Source organism: Streptomyces sp. NPDC107546 (assembly GCF_055639175.1).
Genome location: NZ_JBVKBA010000043.1, coordinates 1 through 17,244 on the forward strand (window position 1 = coordinate 1; position 17,244 = coordinate 17,244).

At 70.7% G+C, this 17,244-nt stretch carries 14 protein-coding genes; 2 read left to right on the forward strand and 12 right to left on the reverse strand.

The window, feature by feature from the left end; all coding sequences use genetic code 11:
• Positions 1-216: 216 nt before the first annotated feature.
• From ACZ7L1_RS35035 to ACZ7L1_RS35050, 4 genes are all read right to left on the reverse strand, one after another.
• On the reverse strand, positions 217-1,356 hold the full coding sequence (locus tag ACZ7L1_RS35035; protein ID WP_471443188.1) for a PP2C family protein-serine/threonine phosphatase: 1,140 nt from the start codon (positions 1,354-1,356) through the stop codon (positions 217-219).
• 180 nt (positions 1,357-1,536) lie between these two features.
• A complete protein-coding gene (locus tag ACZ7L1_RS35040) occupies positions 1,537-2,397 on the reverse strand; it encodes a glycosyltransferase (protein ID WP_471443189.1) in 861 nt (286 codons plus the stop codon).
• Positions 2,398-2,597: 200 nt separating this feature from the next.
• Complete coding sequence (locus ACZ7L1_RS35045) at positions 2,598-3,956, reverse strand: MFS transporter (protein ID WP_471443191.1); 1,359 nt, start codon at positions 3,954-3,956, stop codon at positions 2,598-2,600.
• Positions 3,957-4,150: 194 nt separating this feature from the next.
• Positions 4,151-4,816 carry a TetR/AcrR family transcriptional regulator gene (locus ACZ7L1_RS35050; RefSeq protein WP_471443193.1) on the reverse strand — a complete coding sequence of 222 codons (666 nt, stop codon included), beginning with the start codon at positions 4,814-4,816 and terminating at the stop codon, positions 4,151-4,153.
• A gap of 157 nt (positions 4,817-4,973) precedes the next feature.
• On the opposite strand from ACZ7L1_RS35050, the gene ACZ7L1_RS35055 reads away from it, so the two are divergent.
• Both ACZ7L1_RS35055 and ACZ7L1_RS35060 read left to right on the forward strand, forming a co-directional pair.
• A complete protein-coding gene (locus ACZ7L1_RS35055; protein WP_471443195.1) occupies positions 4,974-5,849 on the forward strand; it encodes a shikimate dehydrogenase in 876 nt (291 codons plus the stop codon).
• A 13-nt stretch (positions 5,850-5,862) separates the two neighbouring features.
• Positions 5,863-7,653, forward strand: coding sequence for a bifunctional sugar phosphate isomerase/epimerase/4-hydroxyphenylpyruvate dioxygenase family protein (locus tag ACZ7L1_RS35060; RefSeq protein ID WP_471443197.1), 1,791 nt, complete (start codon positions 5,863-5,865; stop codon positions 7,651-7,653).
• Between the two features lie 25 nt (positions 7,654-7,678).
• On the opposite strand, the gene ACZ7L1_RS35065 is transcribed toward ACZ7L1_RS35060, so the two are convergent.
• The 8 genes from ACZ7L1_RS35065 to tkt form a co-directional block, all read right to left on the reverse strand.
• On the reverse strand, positions 7,679-8,134 hold the full coding sequence (locus ACZ7L1_RS35065) for a tellurite resistance TerB family protein (RefSeq protein WP_366026164.1): 456 nt from the start codon (positions 8,132-8,134) through the stop codon (positions 7,679-7,681).
• A gap of 65 nt (positions 8,135-8,199) precedes the next feature.
• Positions 8,200-8,826 (reverse strand): histidine phosphatase family protein, encoded by a 627-nt coding sequence (locus ACZ7L1_RS35070; RefSeq protein WP_471443200.1) that lies wholly within the window; start codon positions 8,824-8,826, stop codon positions 8,200-8,202.
• A 6-nt stretch (positions 8,827-8,832) separates the two neighbouring features.
• Complete coding sequence (gnd, locus tag ACZ7L1_RS35075; RefSeq protein WP_471443202.1) at positions 8,833-9,714, reverse strand: phosphogluconate dehydrogenase (NAD(+)-dependent, decarboxylating); 882 nt, start codon at positions 9,712-9,714, stop codon at positions 8,833-8,835.
• Position 9,715: 1 nt separating this feature from the next.
• Positions 9,716-11,374 (reverse strand): glucose-6-phosphate isomerase, encoded by a 1,659-nt coding sequence (gene pgi / locus ACZ7L1_RS35080; RefSeq protein WP_471443204.1) that lies wholly within the window; start codon positions 11,372-11,374, stop codon positions 9,716-9,718.
• On the reverse strand, positions 11,367-12,305 hold the full coding sequence (gene opcA / locus ACZ7L1_RS35085) for a glucose-6-phosphate dehydrogenase assembly protein OpcA (protein ID WP_471443206.1): 939 nt from the start codon (positions 12,303-12,305) through the stop codon (positions 11,367-11,369). The genes pgi and opcA overlap by 8 nt, the downstream gene beginning before the upstream one ends.
• On the reverse strand, positions 12,302-13,915 hold the full coding sequence (zwf, locus tag ACZ7L1_RS35090; protein WP_471443208.1) for a glucose-6-phosphate dehydrogenase: 1,614 nt from the start codon (positions 13,913-13,915) through the stop codon (positions 12,302-12,304). Before zwf ends, opcA begins: the two co-directional genes overlap by 4 nt.
• Positions 13,912-15,057 (reverse strand): transaldolase, encoded by a 1,146-nt coding sequence (tal, locus tag ACZ7L1_RS35095; protein WP_471443210.1) that lies wholly within the window; start codon positions 15,055-15,057, stop codon positions 13,912-13,914. The genes zwf and tal overlap by 4 nt, the downstream gene beginning before the upstream one ends.
• A gap of 19 nt (positions 15,058-15,076) precedes the next feature.
• On the reverse strand, positions 15,077-17,152 hold the full coding sequence (gene tkt / locus ACZ7L1_RS35100) for a transketolase (protein ID WP_471443212.1): 2,076 nt from the start codon (positions 17,150-17,152) through the stop codon (positions 15,077-15,079).
• Positions 17,153-17,244: the final 92 nt, after the last annotated feature.

Sequence of the window (17,244 nt, forward strand, 5' to 3'; positions counted from 1 at the left end):
ACGCTACGAGAAACGGGCCTACATCTACCTCGGCACCGTCACCCTCGCAGCACTCATCATCTGGCTCCGCTCATGATCCGAGAAACAGCGCCTAGTGCTGTGGCCGGAAAGGTCCGGCTCGCGACGTCCGGCACGGCACCTCGCCGCGTTGTCGCATCGCCCGAGTACATCCAGCGGCGTCCGGTGCGGTGCATCCAAACGTTTCCGGCCACAGCACTAGGCAGTCTCCGGCCCCCGCTGTACGAGCATCATGGCCATGTCGTCGTTGAGCAGGCCGCCCGCGTAAGCCCGCAGGTCGGTGGTGATCTCCTTCAGGAGCGGCCCGGGCGCCTGGTCGGTCCACCGCACGACGCGTTCGGCAAGCGGGTAGAACGTGCCCTCGCTGTCGCGGGTCTCGGTGACGCCGTCGGTGTAGAGAAGGATCCTGTCCCCCTCGTGGAAGGGGAAGGTCGCCGCCGTGTACGTGGTGTCGGACATGGCGCCGAGGCCGAGCGGTGGGGCCGGTTCGGTCACGCGGAGCGCGGTGGCGGTCCCGGTCGCCCGGCGCAGCAGCAGCGGCGGCGGATGGCCGCAGCTGATCATGTGGACCACCGGCTCGTCGTCCGGGATGTCGAGCACCACGGCGGTCACGAAGCGTTCGGCGGCGTCGGGCTCGCATTCCGAGAACTCCGCCAGGCCCCAGCGGACGGCGTCCTCGACGTAGGCGACCAGTTCCGTCAGCGGGATCTGCCGGTGGGCCGCGGCGCGGAAGGCACCCAGCACGATCGCCGTGTCGCTGATGGACGGGAGGCCCTTGCCGCGGACGTCCCCCATGATCAGGCGGGTGGAGTCGGGGGTGCGGGCCGCTGCGTACAGGTCGCCGCCGATGTAGGTGTCGGCCTCGGCACTGTGGTATTCCGCGGCGAGGGACACCGGCCCGGTCCGCTCCGGGAGCGGGCGCAGGACGACGCGCTGAGCGGTGTCCGAGACCGTGCGCGCCCTGATGAGTTCCCGATGGTGCCGGTCCCGCAGGTGGGTGAAGGCGACCAGGAGGACGGAGAGCGCGGCGAGTGACGCGATTTCGACCAGGACACTCTCGGTGATCAGGGTCCGCCTCTCCGCCCCCGCGGCGACCAGCGCGAGTACCGCGAGGGCACCGATCAGCGCCGTGGGTCGCGGACCGGCACCGATGGCGGTGACCGCGGTGGCGACGACCAGGAGATGGGCGAGGTGGATGTCCGGCGGCAGGAACGCGTCGGCCGCGGGGATGGAGATGATCAAGACCAGGGGGATGACCAGGAAGAGCGGGTGTGGCGCTGCCCGGCGCCAGACCTGGAGGATCCTGGTCGCGGATGTAGTGGGGGTGGCAGCGCTCATTCCTGCTCCGGATGGTGGCGGCCTGGTGGGGGGTCACGGCACCTGGGGGGAGCCGCGGTCGGGGGATCAGGGTGCCGCCGACACCACGTCCCTCGGCTGTACCAACAGTTCGGTGCCGCGCTCTATGCCGGGCCGGGTGAGGAGGCCGGAGACAGTCGGACGTCTCACAGGCATGACGTCTCACAGGCATCCGAGTGACTGATACACCGCGCGGGTCGTGGCGGCGATCTGCGACCAGGTGCGGTCACGGGCGACGATGCCGAACCGCGCGCGCAGAGCGCCACCGTCGGGCGGGGACTTGAGAAGGACGGGATCGACGACGTCCGGGACGACGCGCACCCGCTCCTCGGGCACCCCGTGTACGACGATTTCGGCCTTCAGCGCCTCGCTCGGAGCCAGCACTGCGTCGGCCTCGCGCAGACAGTACGTCTGCGACGGGTGCAGGGTGAGGCGCGGTTCGTCGGCCGAACGTCCGGGGCTCCGCGCCGGCCAGGGTTCCGCCGGAAGGGTGCGCACCTCGTAGACCACGGGCAGCCCGTACGTCTCGCGCAGGGCGAGTGCCACACGGCCGTTGCCGTGGTCGCCCGCCGCGTGCAGCACCGAGGGCCGCAGTCGCTCGACGAGCCGCGCCGCCAGCTCGGCGTTGCGCGCGAGGAGCGGCCCGTCGCCGTGGGGCAGCCACCGGGGCAGGAGCCGGTGCTGGGGCACTCCGTCCAACAGATCCAGCGACCGGGCGTCGAACACACCGTGGGTGACCGGGAATCCGATGCGCGTCACCACGTGCGGATCGAGCCCCGCCTCCGACTGTGCCTGGGCGAGCGCCTGGGTGCGCAGGCCGTAGCCCGTGCGCTGGTGCGGCAGCCCGTTGGTGACCAGGTGCAGCACCCGCCCGGGCACGGGCCGGATCGGGCGCCCGGTCGGAGCCGGTACGGGTGCGCAGGGCGGCTCGGCCGACGGCCCGGACGGTCGCGCCCGCGTGGCGAGGACGGAGGCGGCCAGGGTGAGGGCACGTACGGGACGACGGGACGGACGACGGGGCATGCGGCCAGGCTAGGGCGCGCGGATGACGGGCGGGTCACACGGGGCGCCGGCCACTCGGACGGCGGGCGCACGGTGTGCGGCCCGGGCCGGGGCGGGCGCGGGGGTGCGGAGGGTGCGCGGGCGGTCGCCGCGGGAGCGGCGGGGGTGGCGCGTCCGGGTCCCCGACCGCGGCCGCGGTCGGGGACCCGGACGCGCGGGGCTCAGGCCGCGACCGTCTCCCGGCTCGCCGCCTCGCCCGCCGGGCGCTCGCCGAGCCGTTCCGTCGGCACCTTGTGCGTCTCGCGGGCGGTGAGCGCGGCCACGACGGGCGGCACGCACAGGGCCGCGGTGAACAGGGCCACCGACGGCCAGTCGGTGCCGTCCGGCCCGGCGATCTCGGCGGCGAACGTCACCGCGAATCCGGCGACCGCGAAGCCGATCTGTGTGCCGATCGCCATGCCCGACATCCGGACCCGGGTGGAGAACATCTCACCGTAGAAGGAGGGCCACACGCCGTTCGCGGCGCTGTAGACGACACCGAAGGCGACGACGCCCGTCAGCAGGATCAGCGGATAGGAGCCGCTGGAGATCGCCCACAGGTACAGGAACATCGTCACCGCGCTGCCCACGGCACCGACGAGGTACACCGGGCGGCGGCCGATGCGGTCGGACAGTGCCGCCCACAGGGGGATCGCGGCGAGGGCGACGAGGTTGGCGAGCGCGCCCACCCACAGCATGGAGGAGCGGGACACGCCCACCGCGTCGCTCGTCGCGTACGCCAGCGCCCAGACCGTGAAGATGGTGCTCACCGAGGCGATGAGGGCACCCGCGATCACTCGCAGTACGTCCGCCCAGTGTTCGCGCAGCAGCACCGCCAGCGGCAGTCGGGCCGGCCCCTCGGCGTCGGCCTGCCGGGCGAAGGCCGGTGTCTCCGCGAGCCTGCGGCGGATGACGTAGCCGACGACGGCGACCGTGACGCTCAGCCAGAACGGCAGGCGCCAGCCCCAGGACAGCAACTGCCTCTCCGGGAGCGCGGCGACCGGAAGGAAGACGAGCGTGGCGATGAGCTGGCCGCCCTGGGTGCCGCTGAGCGTGAAACTGGTGAAGAACCCGCGCCGGTGCGGGGGCGCGTGCTCCAGGCTCATGGAGCTGGCGCTCGCCTGCTCGCCGGCCGCCGAGATCCCCTGCAGGACGCGGCACAGCACCAGCAGGACGGGGGCCAGGGTGCCGACCTCGGCGCGGGTGGGCAGACAGCCGATGAGGAACGTCGACAGGCCCATCAGGACCAGCGTGAACACCATGATCTTCTTACGGCCGACCCGGTCGCCGTAGTGGCCGAGGAACAGCGCGCCGAGGGGACGGGCCGCGTACGCGACACCGAAGGTGGCCAGCGACAGCAGGGTCGCGGTGGCCGGGTCGGAGGCGTCGAAGAAGACCTTCGGGAAGATCAGCGCGGCCGCGCTGCCGTAGACGAAGAAGTCGTAGTACTCCAGGGCGCTGCCGATCCAGGCGGCCGTCGCGGCCTTTCTCGGCTGGCCTGGCGGGGCGGCGGCGTCGTCGGGCGGGGCGGGGACGGACACGACGGGCTCCTTCGAGGGACTCCACCGTAGACGAGCGGGCGGAGTGGGCGTATGGGGAGAGAGGTGGGGAGAGGCGCCGGATTCGACTAATTAACCCACTGGATAGTTAGTAGCGGTGCGTGGGATGTTGCGCCCGCGTTTCCCCGGTGTCAAGAGGTCGTGCCGCGACCGCCGGTACGGCGCCGGTGGGGCGGTCAGTCTTCCGTGCGGTCCGCCGTCAGATATGCGATCACCATGTCCCCGAGCATCCGGCGGTAGTGTCCGCGCTGGTCCGCGGCGACCAGGTCCCGGCCGAAGAGGGCGCCGAAGGTGTGCCGGTTGGCGACCCGGAAGAAGCAGAACGAGCTGATCAGCGCGTGCAGGTCGACGGCGTCGACGTCGGCCGTGAACAGTCCGGACTTCCGGCCCGCCTCGAGGATGCGGCCGGTCACCTCCAGGGCCGGCGAGCCGATCGTGCCGAGCTCCTCGGAGGCGGCGATGTGCTCGGCGTCGTGGATGTTCTCGATGCTGACCAGGCGGATGAAGTCGGGGTGCTGCTCGTGGTGGTCGAAGGTGACCTCGGCGAGCCGGCGGATGGCCGCGACCGGGTCCAGGTGCTCGACGTCCAGTTCCTGCTCGGCCTGGCGGATCACCCCGTAGGCCCGCTCCAGGACGGCCGTGAACAGTTGCTCCTTGCCGCCGAAGTAGTAGTAGATCATCCGCTTGGTGGTGCGGGTGCGGGCGGCGATCTCGTCGACCCGGGCCCCGTCGTACCCGGCGCGGGCGAACTCCTGGGTGGCCACGTCGAGGATCTCGGCCTTCGTACGGGCGGCGTCGCGGATGCGGCCGTTCGGTCGTGCCGGTTCGTCGACGCTGGTCATGGGGCTCCTTGGGACGAGGGAAGAGCGGTCTGACTCGTTCGCGTGCCCGTGATTGTAGAAGCCCGGGGGCATCCCGTTCCCTGAAGGGCTTCCGCCGGCCGGCAGCTGCTGCTATGACTAACGTACTAGTTCGTACATTACTGCCAGGAGGACGCCGGTGCCCCAGGACTCGTATCTCGTCGGTCTCATCGGTTCGGGCATCGGTCCCTCGCTCAGCCCCGCCCTGCACGAGAGGGAGGCGGACCGGCAGGGCCTGCGCTACCTGTACCGGCTGATCGACCTCGACCGTCTCGGAGCCGGTCCCGCGGCCGTCGGCGATCTCGTCCGGGCCGCCCGAGACCTGGGCTTCGACGGGCTCAACATCACCCACCCGTGCAAGCAGCTGGTCATCCCGCACCTCGACGCGCTCGCCCCGCAGGCCGAGGCGCTCGGTGCCGTGAACACCGTCGTCTTCGAGGACGGCCGGGCCGTCGGCCACAACACGGACGTCACCGGCTTCGCCGCCTCCTTCGCCCGCGGGCTGCCCGACGCCCCGTTGGACCGCGTGGTGCAGCTCGGTGCGGGCGGCGCGGGCGCGGCCGTCGCGCACGCCCTGCTGACGCTCGGCGCCGGTCACGTCACCGTCGTCGACGCCCTGCCCGCGCGCGCGGCGGACCTCACCGCCTCCCTGGGCCGGCACTTCGGCGCCGAGCGCGCGACCGCAGCCGCCCTCGACGCGCTGCCGGCGGTCCTGACGGGCGCCGACGGCCTCGTGCACGCGACGCCCACCGGCATGGCCGCCCACCCCGGGCTGCCGCTCCCGGCCCGGCTGCTGCATCCCGGGTTGTGGGTCGCCGAGGTGGTCTACCGCCCGCTGGAGACCGAACTGCTGCGCACCGCCCGCGCGCTCGGCTGCGCCACGCTCGACGGCGGCGGCATGGCCGTCTTCCAGGCCGCCGACGCGTTCCGCCTTTTCACCGGGCGGGAACCGGACGGCATGCGCATGCTCACGGACATCACCGAACTGGCCGGGGCCACGGCCGCCCGTCAGTAGGGAAGGACCCCTGGTGCGTACCTCCATCGCCACCGTCTCGATCGGCGGATCCATCACCGAGAAGCTCACCGCCGCGGCCCGCGCCGGGTTCGACGGGATCGAGATCTTCGAGAACGACCTGCTCGCCGGCCCGCTGAGCCCCGAGGAGATCCGGGGCCGCTGCGCCGACCTCGGCCTGAGCATCGACCTCTACCAGCCGATGCGCGACATCGAGGCCGTGCCGGCCGCGGCCTTCGAGCGCAATCTGCGCCGGGCCCGGCACAAGTTCCAACTGATGAACCGGCTCGGCGCGGACACGGTCCTGGTCTGCTCCAGCGTCTCCCCGCACGCCGAGGACGACGACGCTCTCGCCGCCCGGCATCTGCACCGACTCGCCGACCTCGCCCAGGAGTTCGGGATCCGCGTCGCCTACGAGGCACTGGCCTGGGGGCGGCACGTGAGCACGTACGACCACGCGTGGCGCATCGTCGAGGCCGCGGATCACCCGGCGCTCGGCGTCTGTCTGGACAGCTTCCACATCCTCGCCCGGGGCAGCGACCCGAAGGCCATCGAGGACATCCCCGGCGAGAAGATCTTCTTCCTGCAACTGGCCGACGCCCCGCTGATGGCCATGGACGTCCTGCAGTGGAGCCGCCACTACCGCTGCTTCCCCGGCCAGGGCGGCTTCGACCTCGCCGGGCTCCTCGCCCATGTGCTGCGCGCCGGCTACACCGGTCCGCTGTCCCTGGAGGTCTTCAACGACGTCTTCCGTCAGGCCGAGGCCGCCCTCACCGCCGTGGACGCCCGCCGCTCACTGCTCGTCCTCCAGGAGGCGACCGGGCTCGCGGCCCCGCCTCCGCCCGTGGTGCCGACCGGTGTCGCCTTCGCGGAACTCGTCACCCCGGACGTCGACCCGGTCTCCGCGGTCCTCGGCGCGCTCGGCTTCGCCCGCACGGCCCGGCACCGTACGAAACCCGTGGACCTGTGGGAGCAGGGCGCCGCCCGCGTCCTCGTCAACACCGGCCCGGCCGCACGCCGTGACGGCACCGTCCTCGCCGCCATCGGCCTGGAGTCCCCGGACCCGGAAGGAGCCGCCCGGCGCGCCGAGGCGCTGCTCGCCCCGGTCCTGCCGCGCCGCCGCGCCCCGCAGGACGCGCCGTTGGAGGCGGTGTCCGCGCCCGACGGCACGGAGCTGTTCTTCTGTGCCACCGAACGGGCCCGACTCCCCGACTGGCGCGGGGACTTCCAGGACGTTCCGCACAAGGCCCCGGCCGCCGACATCGACCGCGTCGACCATCTCGCCCTCACCCAGCCCTGGCACCAGTTCGACGAGGCGGCCCTGTTCCATCGCAGCGTGCTCGGGCTGCACGCCCAGGAAAGCGTCGAGGTCGCAGACCCCTACGGACTGCACCGCAGCCGCGCGGTCACCAACGCCGACGGCAGCGTGCGCATCGCCCTGAGCATCGGGCCCGCCCCGACCGACGACGGCGCCCGGGCCCAGCACATCGCGCTCGCCACCGAAGACGTGGTCTCGGCGGCCCGCCGCTTCCGCGAGGCGGGCGGCCGGCTCCTTCAGGTGCCCGCGAACTACTACGACGACCTGGCCGCTCAGTACGAGTTCTCCGACGGCGAGCTGGAGACGTACCGCGACCTCGGCATTCTTTACGACCGCGACGCGGACGGCGTCTTCCTGCACTGCTACACGCACACCGTAGGCCGCGTCTTCTTCGAACTGGTCCAGCGGGACGGCGGCTACCGGGGGTACGGCGCCCGGAACGCACCGGTGCGGCTGGCGGCGCAGCACGCGAGCCGACCGGTGCGTTGACGAAGGGCGTCACGGGGTTACGGGACTACAGGTCGAACTCGTGCGGCGGCAGGTCCAGTGCGAAGCACGCCTCCCGGACCACCGCCTGCTCGTCCTTGTCGAAGTCGCCGTCGGCGCCACCGATGACGATGCCGATCTGGATGACGGCCCGCGCTTCGGCCGGCTTCTTCTTCGCCTTGCCGATCTCCTGCAACACACTGACCTTGCCGAAGTCGAAGTCGGCGGTCAGCTTGTTCAGGTTCTCCTCGAAGCGGCGGCGCAGGTCGTCGGCCGGGAAGTTCTGCAACACCTCATTGGTGGCGATGAGTTGCGCCACGCGCTGACGCTCCGACGGGTCCACGGTGCCGTCGGCCGCGGCGACGAGCGCGCACATCGCCATGCTCGCGTCGCGGAACGCGCCGCTCTTCAGATCGTTCTTCTTCGCCACGAGCTGCGTCTGCATCGTCGAGGCGGATTCCTTGATGCGGTCCCACAGAGCCATGCGGACTCCCTATGTCGTGGAGAAGGGCCCGCCCCCGGCGGGCGGGCCCTCGTCCCTGAAGATCTCTACAGCAACCGAGAGGAGAACTGACGGGGAGTCGCGGAAGTTCCGGTCGTGTTCCACTCCGCGATCACGGGTCGGCCGTGTTCGGTGGAGAGCCGGCTGAGCGTGCCCGTGGCGAGCTGGAACAGCCGCCCCTCGGCGGCCGAGAGGCCGAGGTGCCGCGCGGTGAGGACGCGCAGGAAGTGGGCGTGGGCCACGAGGATCACGTCGCCCTCGGTGAGGTCGGGCGCGATGCGGGCCAGTACCCGGTCCGCACGTGCCCCGACCTCGTCCGGCGACTCACCGGGGTGTCCGGGCGGGCCCTGCGGGACGCCGTCGGTCCACAGGTACCAGTCGGGGCGGGTGCGGTGGATCTCGACGGTGGTGATGCCCTCGTAGCAGCCGTAGTCCCACTCGTGCAGATCCGGGTCGGGGACGGCGCCGGAGAGTCCGGCGAGTTCGGCGGTGCGTATCGCACGGCCGAGGGGGCTGGTGAGGATGCGCGCGAAGGTGCGTCCGGCGAGCAGCGGGGCGAGGGACTTGGCCTGTTCCTCACCCCGCTGGGTGAGCGGGAGGTCGGTGAAGCTGGTGTGCTGTCCCGTAACGCTCCACTCGGTTTCGCCGTGGCGGACCAGCAGGAGGTCGCCCACGGCTTGTTACTCCTTCGCGGACTCGACCGCGTGGCCGCCGAACTGGTTGCGCAGCGCGGCGATCATCTTCATCTGGGGGGAGTCGTCCTGCCGCGAGGCGAAGCGGGCGAAGAGGGACGCCGTGATCGCCGGGAGCGGGACGGCGTTGTCGATGGCGGCCTCGACGGTCCAGCGGCCCTCGCCGGAGTCCTCGGCGTAGCCGCGCAGTTTGTCCAGGTGCTCGTCCTCGTCCAGCGCGTTGACCGCGAGGTCGAGCAGCCAGGAGCGGATGACGGTGCCCTCCTGCCAGGAGCGGAAGACCTCGCGGACGTTGTCCACGGACTTGATCTTCTCCAGCAGTTCCCAGCCCTCGGCGTAGGCCTGCATCATGGCGTACTCGATGCCGTTGTGGACCATCTTCGAGAAGTGGCCGGCACCGACCCTGCCCGCGTGGACGTAGCCGTACGGTCCCTCCGGCTTGAGCGCGTCGAAGATCGGCTGGAGCCGGTCGACGTGCTCCTTGTCGCCGCCGACCATCAGCGCGTAGCCGTTCTCCAGGCCCCACACACCGCCGGAGACGCCCGCGTCGATGAAACCGATGCCCTTGATGCCGAGCTCGGTGGCGTGCTTCTCGTCGTCCGTCCAGCGGGAGTTGCCGCCGTCCACCACGATGTCGCCGGGGGAGAGCAGGGCGGCGAGTTCGTCGATGACGGACTGGGTGGGGGCGCCGGCCGGAACCATCACCCAGACCACACGCGGAGCTTCGAGCTTCTCGACGAGTTCGCCCAAATTCTTGACGTCCGAGACCTCGGGGTTGCGGTCGTAGCCGACGACGGTGTGGCCCGCGCGGCGGATCCGCTCGCGCATGTTGCCGCCCATCTTGCCGAGACCGATGAGTCCGAGCTGCATGTCAGTTCACTTCTTCCTGAGCGTTCTTGAGCGTGCGGTAGGCGGCCACGAGGGCGGCGGTGGACGGGTCGAGGCCGGGGACATCGGCGCCGTGAGTCAGGGCGGGCTCGACGCGCTTGGCGAGCACCTTGCCGAGTTCGACGCCCCACTGGTCGAAGGAGTCGATGTTCCAGATCGCGCCCTGCACGAACACCTTGTGCTCGTAGAGGGCGATGAGCTGGCCGAGGACCGACGGGGTCAGCTCGGTGGCCAGGACCGTGGTGGTGGGGTGGTTGCCCTTGAAGGTACGGTGCGGCACCTGCTCCTCGGGCACGCCCTCCGCGCGCACCTCCTCCTCCGTCTTGCCGAAGGCGAGCGCCTGGCCCTGCGCGAACAGGTTGGCCATCAGCAGGTCGTGCTGCGCCTTGAGCTCGTCGGCGAGCTCGGCGACGGGGTTCGCGAAGCCGATGAGGTCGGCCGGGATCAGCTTGGTGCCCTGGTGGATGAGCTGGTAGTAGGCGTGCTGCCCGTTGGTGCCCGGGGTGCCCCACACCACCGGGCCGGTCTGCCACTGCACGGGGTGCCCGTCGCGGTCCACCGACTTGCCGTTGGACTCCATGTCCAGCTGCTGCAGGTAGGCGGTGAACTTGGACAGGTAGTGCGAGTACGGCAGCACCGCGTGCGACTGGGCGTCGAAGAAGTTGCCGTACCAGACGCCCAGCAGACCCAGGATCAGCGGCGCGTTGGCCTCGGCCGGCGCATTGCGGAAGTGCTCGTCGACGATGCGGAAGCCGTCCAGCATCTCCCGGAACCGCTCGGGACCGATCGCGATCATCAGCGACAGTCCGATGGCCGAGTCGTACGAGTAGCGGCCGCCGACCCAGTCCCAGAACTCGAACATGTTGTCCGGGTCGATGCCGAACTCGGTGACCTTCCCGGCGTTCGTCGACAGGGCGACGAAGTGCTTGGCGACCGCCTTCTCGTCACTGTCCAACGCGTCCAGCAGCCAGGACCGGGCCGAGGTCGCGTTCGTGATCGTCTCGATCGTGGTGAACGTCTTCGACGCGACGATGAACAGCGTTTCAGCCGGGTCCAGGTCCCGCACCGCCTCGTGCAGGTCGGCGCCGTCCACGTTCGACACGAACCGGAACGTCAACTCCCGTGCGGTGTAGGCGCGCAGCGCCTCGTACGCCATCGCCGGGCCCAGATCCGAGCCGCCGATGCCGATGTTGACGACGTTCTTGATGCGCTTGCCGGTGTACCCGGTCCACTCGCCCGAGCGAACCCGGTTCGCGAAGTCGGTCATCTGATCGAGCACCGCGTGCACCTTGGGCACCACGTTCTCGCCGTCGACCTCGATCACCGCATCACGCGGGGCGCGCAGCGCGGTGTGCAGCACGGCCCGGCGCTCCGTGGTGTTGATCTTCTCGCCGCGGAACATGGCGTCGCGCAGCCCGAACACGTCGGTGGCGGTCGCCAGTTCCTGGAGCAGCGCCAGGGTCTCGTCGGTGATCAGGTGCTTGGAGTAGTCGATGCGCAGATCACCGACGCGCACGACGTAGCGTTCCGCACGCCCGGGGTCCTGGTCGAACAGTTCCCGCAGGTGCGCGTGCCACTGGGCGCGGTGGTCCTCCAGTTCGGCCCACTCGGGCCGCCGGGTGAGCCTCGGGCTGTCAGACATGAGCGGCACCCTCCTTGGCACCGTCGCCGCCGCGCAGGGCGATGGCGTACATCTCGTCCGCGTCGAGGCGGCGCAGCTCCTCGGCGATCAGTTCGGAGGTCGGGCGCACCTTCAGCGCCAGGGTGCGCGAGGGCTGACCCGGCAGGGTGAGCGTGGCCAGCGGGCCCTCGGGACGGTCGATGACGATCTCGCCCTTGTCGGTGCCCAGCCGGACGGCCGTGACGACCGGTCCCGCGGTGACGACCCGGTCCACGGAGACCTTCAGGCGGGCCTCCAGCCAGCGGGCCAGCAGCTCGGCGGCCGGGTTCTCCGCCTCGGCCTCCACGGCCGCGGAGATCACCTCAGTACGGGCCTGGTCGAGCGCGGCGGCCAGCATCGACCGCCACGGCGTCAGCCGGGTCCAGGCGAGGTCCGTGTCACCCGGCGCGTACGAGGCGACCCGGGCCCGCAGCACGCGCTGCGGGTCCTCGACGGCGTACAGGTCGGTGATGCGGCGCTGCGCGAGGGCGCCCAGCGGGTCCCCCGCCGGGTCGTCCGGCGCGTCCACCGGCCACCACACGACGACGGGCGCGTCGGGCAGCAGCAGCGGCAGGACCACCGAGTCGGCGTGGTCGGACACCTCGCCGTACAGCCGCAGCACGACCGTCTCGCCGGTGCCGGCGTCGGCGCCCACCCGGACCTCGGCGTCCAGGTGCGACTGGGTGCGGTCGCGCGGGGTGCGGGCCTGGCGCTTGATGACCACCAGGGTTCGCGAGGGGTGCTCGTGCGAGGCGTCCTCGGCCGCCTTCATCGAGTCGTAGGCATTCTCCTCGTCGGTCACGATGACCATGGTCAGGACCATGCCCACGGCGGGGGTGCCGAGGGCGCGGCGGCCCTGCACCAGCGCCTTGTTGATCTTGCTTGCCGTGGTGTCGGTCAGGTCGATCTTCATGGCCTGCGCCAGCTCCGTCCGTCTCGTGCGAGCATCTCGTCGGCTTCCCCGGGACCCCAGCTGCCCGAGGCGTACTGCGCGGGCTTGCCGTGCGTCGCCCAGTACTCCTCGATCGGGTCGAGGATCCTCCAGGACTCCTCCACTTCCTCCGTGCGGGGGAAGAGGTTGGCGTCGCCGAGCAGTACGTCCAGGATCAGCCGTTCGTACGCCTCCGGGCTGGACTCGGTGAACGACTCGCCGTAGGCGAAGTCCATCGTGACGTCCCGGATCTCCATCGAGGTACCCGGCACCTTCGAACCGAAGCGAACGGTCATCCCCTCATCGGGCTGCACCCGGATGACGATCGCGTTCTGGCCCAGCTCCTCGGTGGCCGTGGTGTCGAAGGGGGAGTGCGGGGCCCGCTGGAAGACGACCGCGATCTCGGTCACCCGGCGGCCCAGGCGCTTGCCCGTCCTGAGGTAGAACGGCACGCCCGCCCAGCGGCGGTTGTCGACCTCCAGCTTGATCGCCGCGTAGGTGTCCGTGGTGGACGCGGGGTCGATGCCCTCCTCCCGCAGGTAGCCGCGTACCTTCTCGCCGCCCTGCCACGCGGCCGCGTACTGGCCGCGCACGGTGTGCGCCCCGAGGTCCTCCGGCAGCTTCACCGACTTCAGGACCTTCATCTTCTCGGTGACCAGCGATCCCGCGTCGAAGGCGATGGACTCCTCCATAGCCGTCAGGGCCATCAGCTGGAGCAGGTGGTTCTGGATCACGTCGCGGGCGGCGCCGATGCCGTCGTAGTAGCCGGCGCGGCCGCCGATGCCGATGTCCTCGGCCATCGTGATCTGGACGTGGTCCACGAAGGACCGGTTCCAGATCGGCTCGTACATCTGGTTGGCGAAGCGCAGCGCCAGGATGTTCTGGACGGTCTCCTTGCCCAGGTAGTGGTCGATGCGGAACACCTGGTCCGGCTCGAACACCTCATGCACGATCCGGTTCAGCTCGCGGGCGCTCGCCAGGTCGTGGCCGAACGGCTTTTCGATGACCGCGCGGCGCCAGGAACCCTCGGGAGCGTCGGCGAGGCCGTGCTTCTTCAGCTGCTGGACGACCTTCGGGAAGAACTTCGGCGGCACCGACAGGTAGAAGGCGTAGTTGCCGCTGGTGCCCCGGGAGGCGTCCAACTCGTCGACCGCGGACTTCAGCTGCTTGAACGCGGTGTCGTCGTCGAAGTCACCGGGGATGAACCGCATGCCCTCGGCGAGCTGCTGCCAGACCTCCTCGCGGAAGGGCGTACGGGCGTGCTCGCGCACCGCGTCGTGCACCACCTGCGCGAAGTCCTGGTCGGCCCAGTCTCGGCGGGCGAACCCGACGAGGGAGAAGCCCGGCGGCAACAGACCGCGGTTGGCCAGGTCGTAGACCGCCGGCATCAGCTTCTTGCGGGACAGGTCACCGGTGACACCGAAGATGACCAGTCCGGAAGGGCCCGCGATACGCGGCAGACGGCGGTCCCGGGGGTCGCGCAGCGGGTTGTCCCAGGCGGACGAACCGCTGTCGGGAGGGGTGAGGGCGGCTTCGAGCACCAGCGTGCTCTCGGCCGGAGCCGCGCCCTGTGCCATGGTCTCGTCGGTCATTCCGCGTCAACTCCCTTGCTGTTCAGGGACTTCGTCACGGCGTCCAGCAGGTCCTGCCAGGCCGTCTCGAACTTCGCGACGCCTTCGTCCTCGAGCAGTTGCACGACCTCGTCGTAGGAGATCCCGAGCCGCTCCAGCGCCGCGAGGTCGGCGCGGGCCTGCTCGTAGCCGCCTGTCACCGTGTCGCCCCGGATGTGGCCGTGGTCGGCGGTGGCCTTCAGGGTGGCCTCCGGCATGGTGTTGACCGTGCCCGGCGCGAGAAGTTCGTCGACGTACAGGGTGTCCTTGTACGCCGGGTCCTTCACACCGGTGGAGGCCCACAGGGGGCGCTGCTTGTTCGCTCCCGCGGTCTCCAGCGCGCTCCACCGCTCGGAGGCGAACGCCTTCTCATAAGCCTCGTACGCGAGTCGCGCGTTCGCGAGCGCAGCCCGGCCCTTGAGGGCGAGGGCCTCGTCGGTGCCGAGCTTCGTCAGGCGCTTGTCGATCTCGGTGTCGACGCGCGAGACGAAGAAGGAGGCGACGGAGTGGACGGCGGACAGGTCGAGCCCGGCCGCCCGGGCCTTCTCCAGGCCCGCGAGGTAGGCGTCCATCACCTGGCGGTAGCGCTCCAGAGAGAAGATCAGCGTCACGTTGACACTGATGCCCTGGCCGATGACCTCGGTGATGGCCGGCAGGCCCGCCTCGGTCGCCGGAATCTTGATCATCACGTTGGGGCGGTCGACGAGCCAGGCCAGCTGCCTGGCCTCGGCGACGGTCGCCGCCGTGTTGTGGGCGAGGCGCGGGTCGACCTCGATGGAGACCCGGCCGTCCCGGCCGTCCGTCGCGTCGTACACGGGCCGCAGGATGTCGGCGGCGGCCCGGACGTCGGCGGTGGTCATCATGCGGACGGCCTCCTCGACCGTCACACCGCGCACGGCCAGGTCGGCCAGCTGCTCCTCGTAACCCTCTCCGGAGCCGATGGCGGCCTGGAAGATGGACGGGTTGGTGGTGACGCCCACCACGTGCTTGGTCTCGATGAGTCCGGCGAGGTTGCCGGACGCGATCCGCTTGCGGGACAGGTCGTCCAGCCAGATCGACACGCCCGCCTCGGACAGGCGCTTCAGGGGCTCCGCTGCTGCGGTTGCTTCGGTCACTGTGATCATCTTCCTTCGGGCGATCGGATCAACCGCGGACGGCGGCAAGGGATTCCCGGGCTGCGGCGGCCACGTTCTCGGGGGTGAAGCCGAACTCGGCGAACAGGGTCTTGGCGTCGGCGGAGGCGCCGAAGTGCTCCAGGGACACGATGCGTCCGGCGTCACCGACGAATCGGTACCAGGTCAGGCCGATACCGGCCTCGACGGCCACCCGGGCCTTCACGGACGGCGGGAGGACGCGCTCGCGGTACTCGGCGGACTGCTCCTCGAACCACTCCACGGACGGCATCGACACCACCCGGCTGCCCACACCCTCGGCCTCCAGCCGCTCCCTCGCGGCGACGGCGAGCTGCACCTCGGAACCGGTGGCGATCAGGATGACGTCCGGGGTCCCGGTGGAGGACTCCTGCAGGACGTAACCGCCCTTGGCCGCCTCGGGGTTCGGGGCGTACGCCGGCACGCCCTGGCGGGTGAGCGCGAGGCCGTGCGGGGCGGGGTTGGTGGAGTGCCGCTTGAGGATCTCGGCCCAGGCGATGGCGGTCTCGTTGGCGTCGGCCGGGCGGACGACGTTCAGGCCCGGGATCGCGCGCAGCGAGGCCAGGTGCTCGATCGGCTGGTGGGTGGGGCCGTCCTCACCGAGGCCGATGGAGTCGTGCGTCCACACGTACGTCACCGGCAGCTGCATGAGGGCGGACATGCGGACCGCGTTGCGCATGTAGTCGGAGAACACGAGGAACGTGCCGCCGTAGATACGGGTGTTGCCGTGCAGGGCGATGCCGTTCATCTCCGCGGCCATGGAGAACTCGCGGATACCGAAGTGGACGGTGCGGCCGTACGGGCTCGCCTCCGGCAGTGGGTTGCCGACCGGGAGAAACGAGCTGTTCTTGTCGATCGTCGTGTTGTTCGACCCGGCGAGGTCGGCGGAGCCGCCCCACAGCTCGGGGATGACCGCACCGAGCGCCTGCAGCACCTTGCCGGAGGCGGCACGCGTGGCGACGGACGCGCCCTCCTCGAACTCCGGGAGCGCCTGCTCCCAGCCGTCGGGGAGCTGACCGGCCACGACACGGTCGTACAGCTTCGCGCGCTCGGGCTGGGCACCGCGCCACTCGGCGATCCGCTTGTCCCAGGCGGCGTGCGCCTCGGCACCCCGGTCCAGGGCCTGGCGGGTGTGGGCGAGGACCTCGGGGGCGACCTCGAAGGACTTCTCCGGGTCGAAGCCGAGGACGCGCTTGGTGGCGGCGACCTCGTCCGCGCCGAGCGCCGAACCGTGGGCGGCCTCGGTGTTCTGCGCGTTCGGGGCCGGCCAGGCGATGATCGTGCGCATCGCGATGATCGAGGGGCGCTCGGTCTCGGCCTGCGCCGCCTTCAGCGCCGCGTACAGCGCGTGGACGTCGATGTCGCCGTTCTCGGCGGGCTCGACGCGCTGGGTGTGCCAGCCGTAGGCCTCGTACCGCTTCAGCACGTCCTCGGAGAACGCGGTCGCGGTGTCGCCCTCGATGGAGATGTGGTTGTCGTCGTACAGGAAGACGAGGTTGCCGAGCTTCTGGTGGCCGGCCATCGAGGAGGCCTCGGCGGAGACGCCCTCCTCCAGGTCGCCGTCGGAGACGATGGCCCAGATCGTGTGGTCGAAGGGGGACTCGCCCGCGGGGGCCTCCGGGTCGAACAGACCGCGCTCGTAGCGGGCGGCCATCGCCATGCCCACCGCGTTCGCGGCACCCTGGCCGAGCGGACCAGTGGTGGTCTCGACACCGGCCGTATGACCGTACTCCGGGTGACCGGGCGTCTTCGAACCGTGCGTGCGGAACGCCTTCAGGTCGTCCAGCTCCAGCTCGTAGCCGGCCAGGAAGAGCTGCGTGTAAAGGGTCAGTGAGGTGTGGCCGGGGGAGAGGACGAAACGGTCACGGCCCGTCCACTCCGGATCCGCCGGATCATGGCGCATCACCTTGTGAAAGATCGTGTACGCGGCCGGGGCCAGGCTCATCGCGGTGCCCGGGTGGCCGTTGCCGACCTTCTGCACGGCGTCGGCCGCCAGGATACGGGCGGTGTCGACGGCGCGCCGGTCGAGCTCGGTCCATTCGAATCCGTCGGTGCTCTGCGCACTCATCTTCAAAAAGTCCTCACTGGATGCGGAATCGCTGGTGGAACGCGTTCAAACCTAAAAGTCTGACTTTTGCCGGGGAAGGTGCGCCTGTGTCA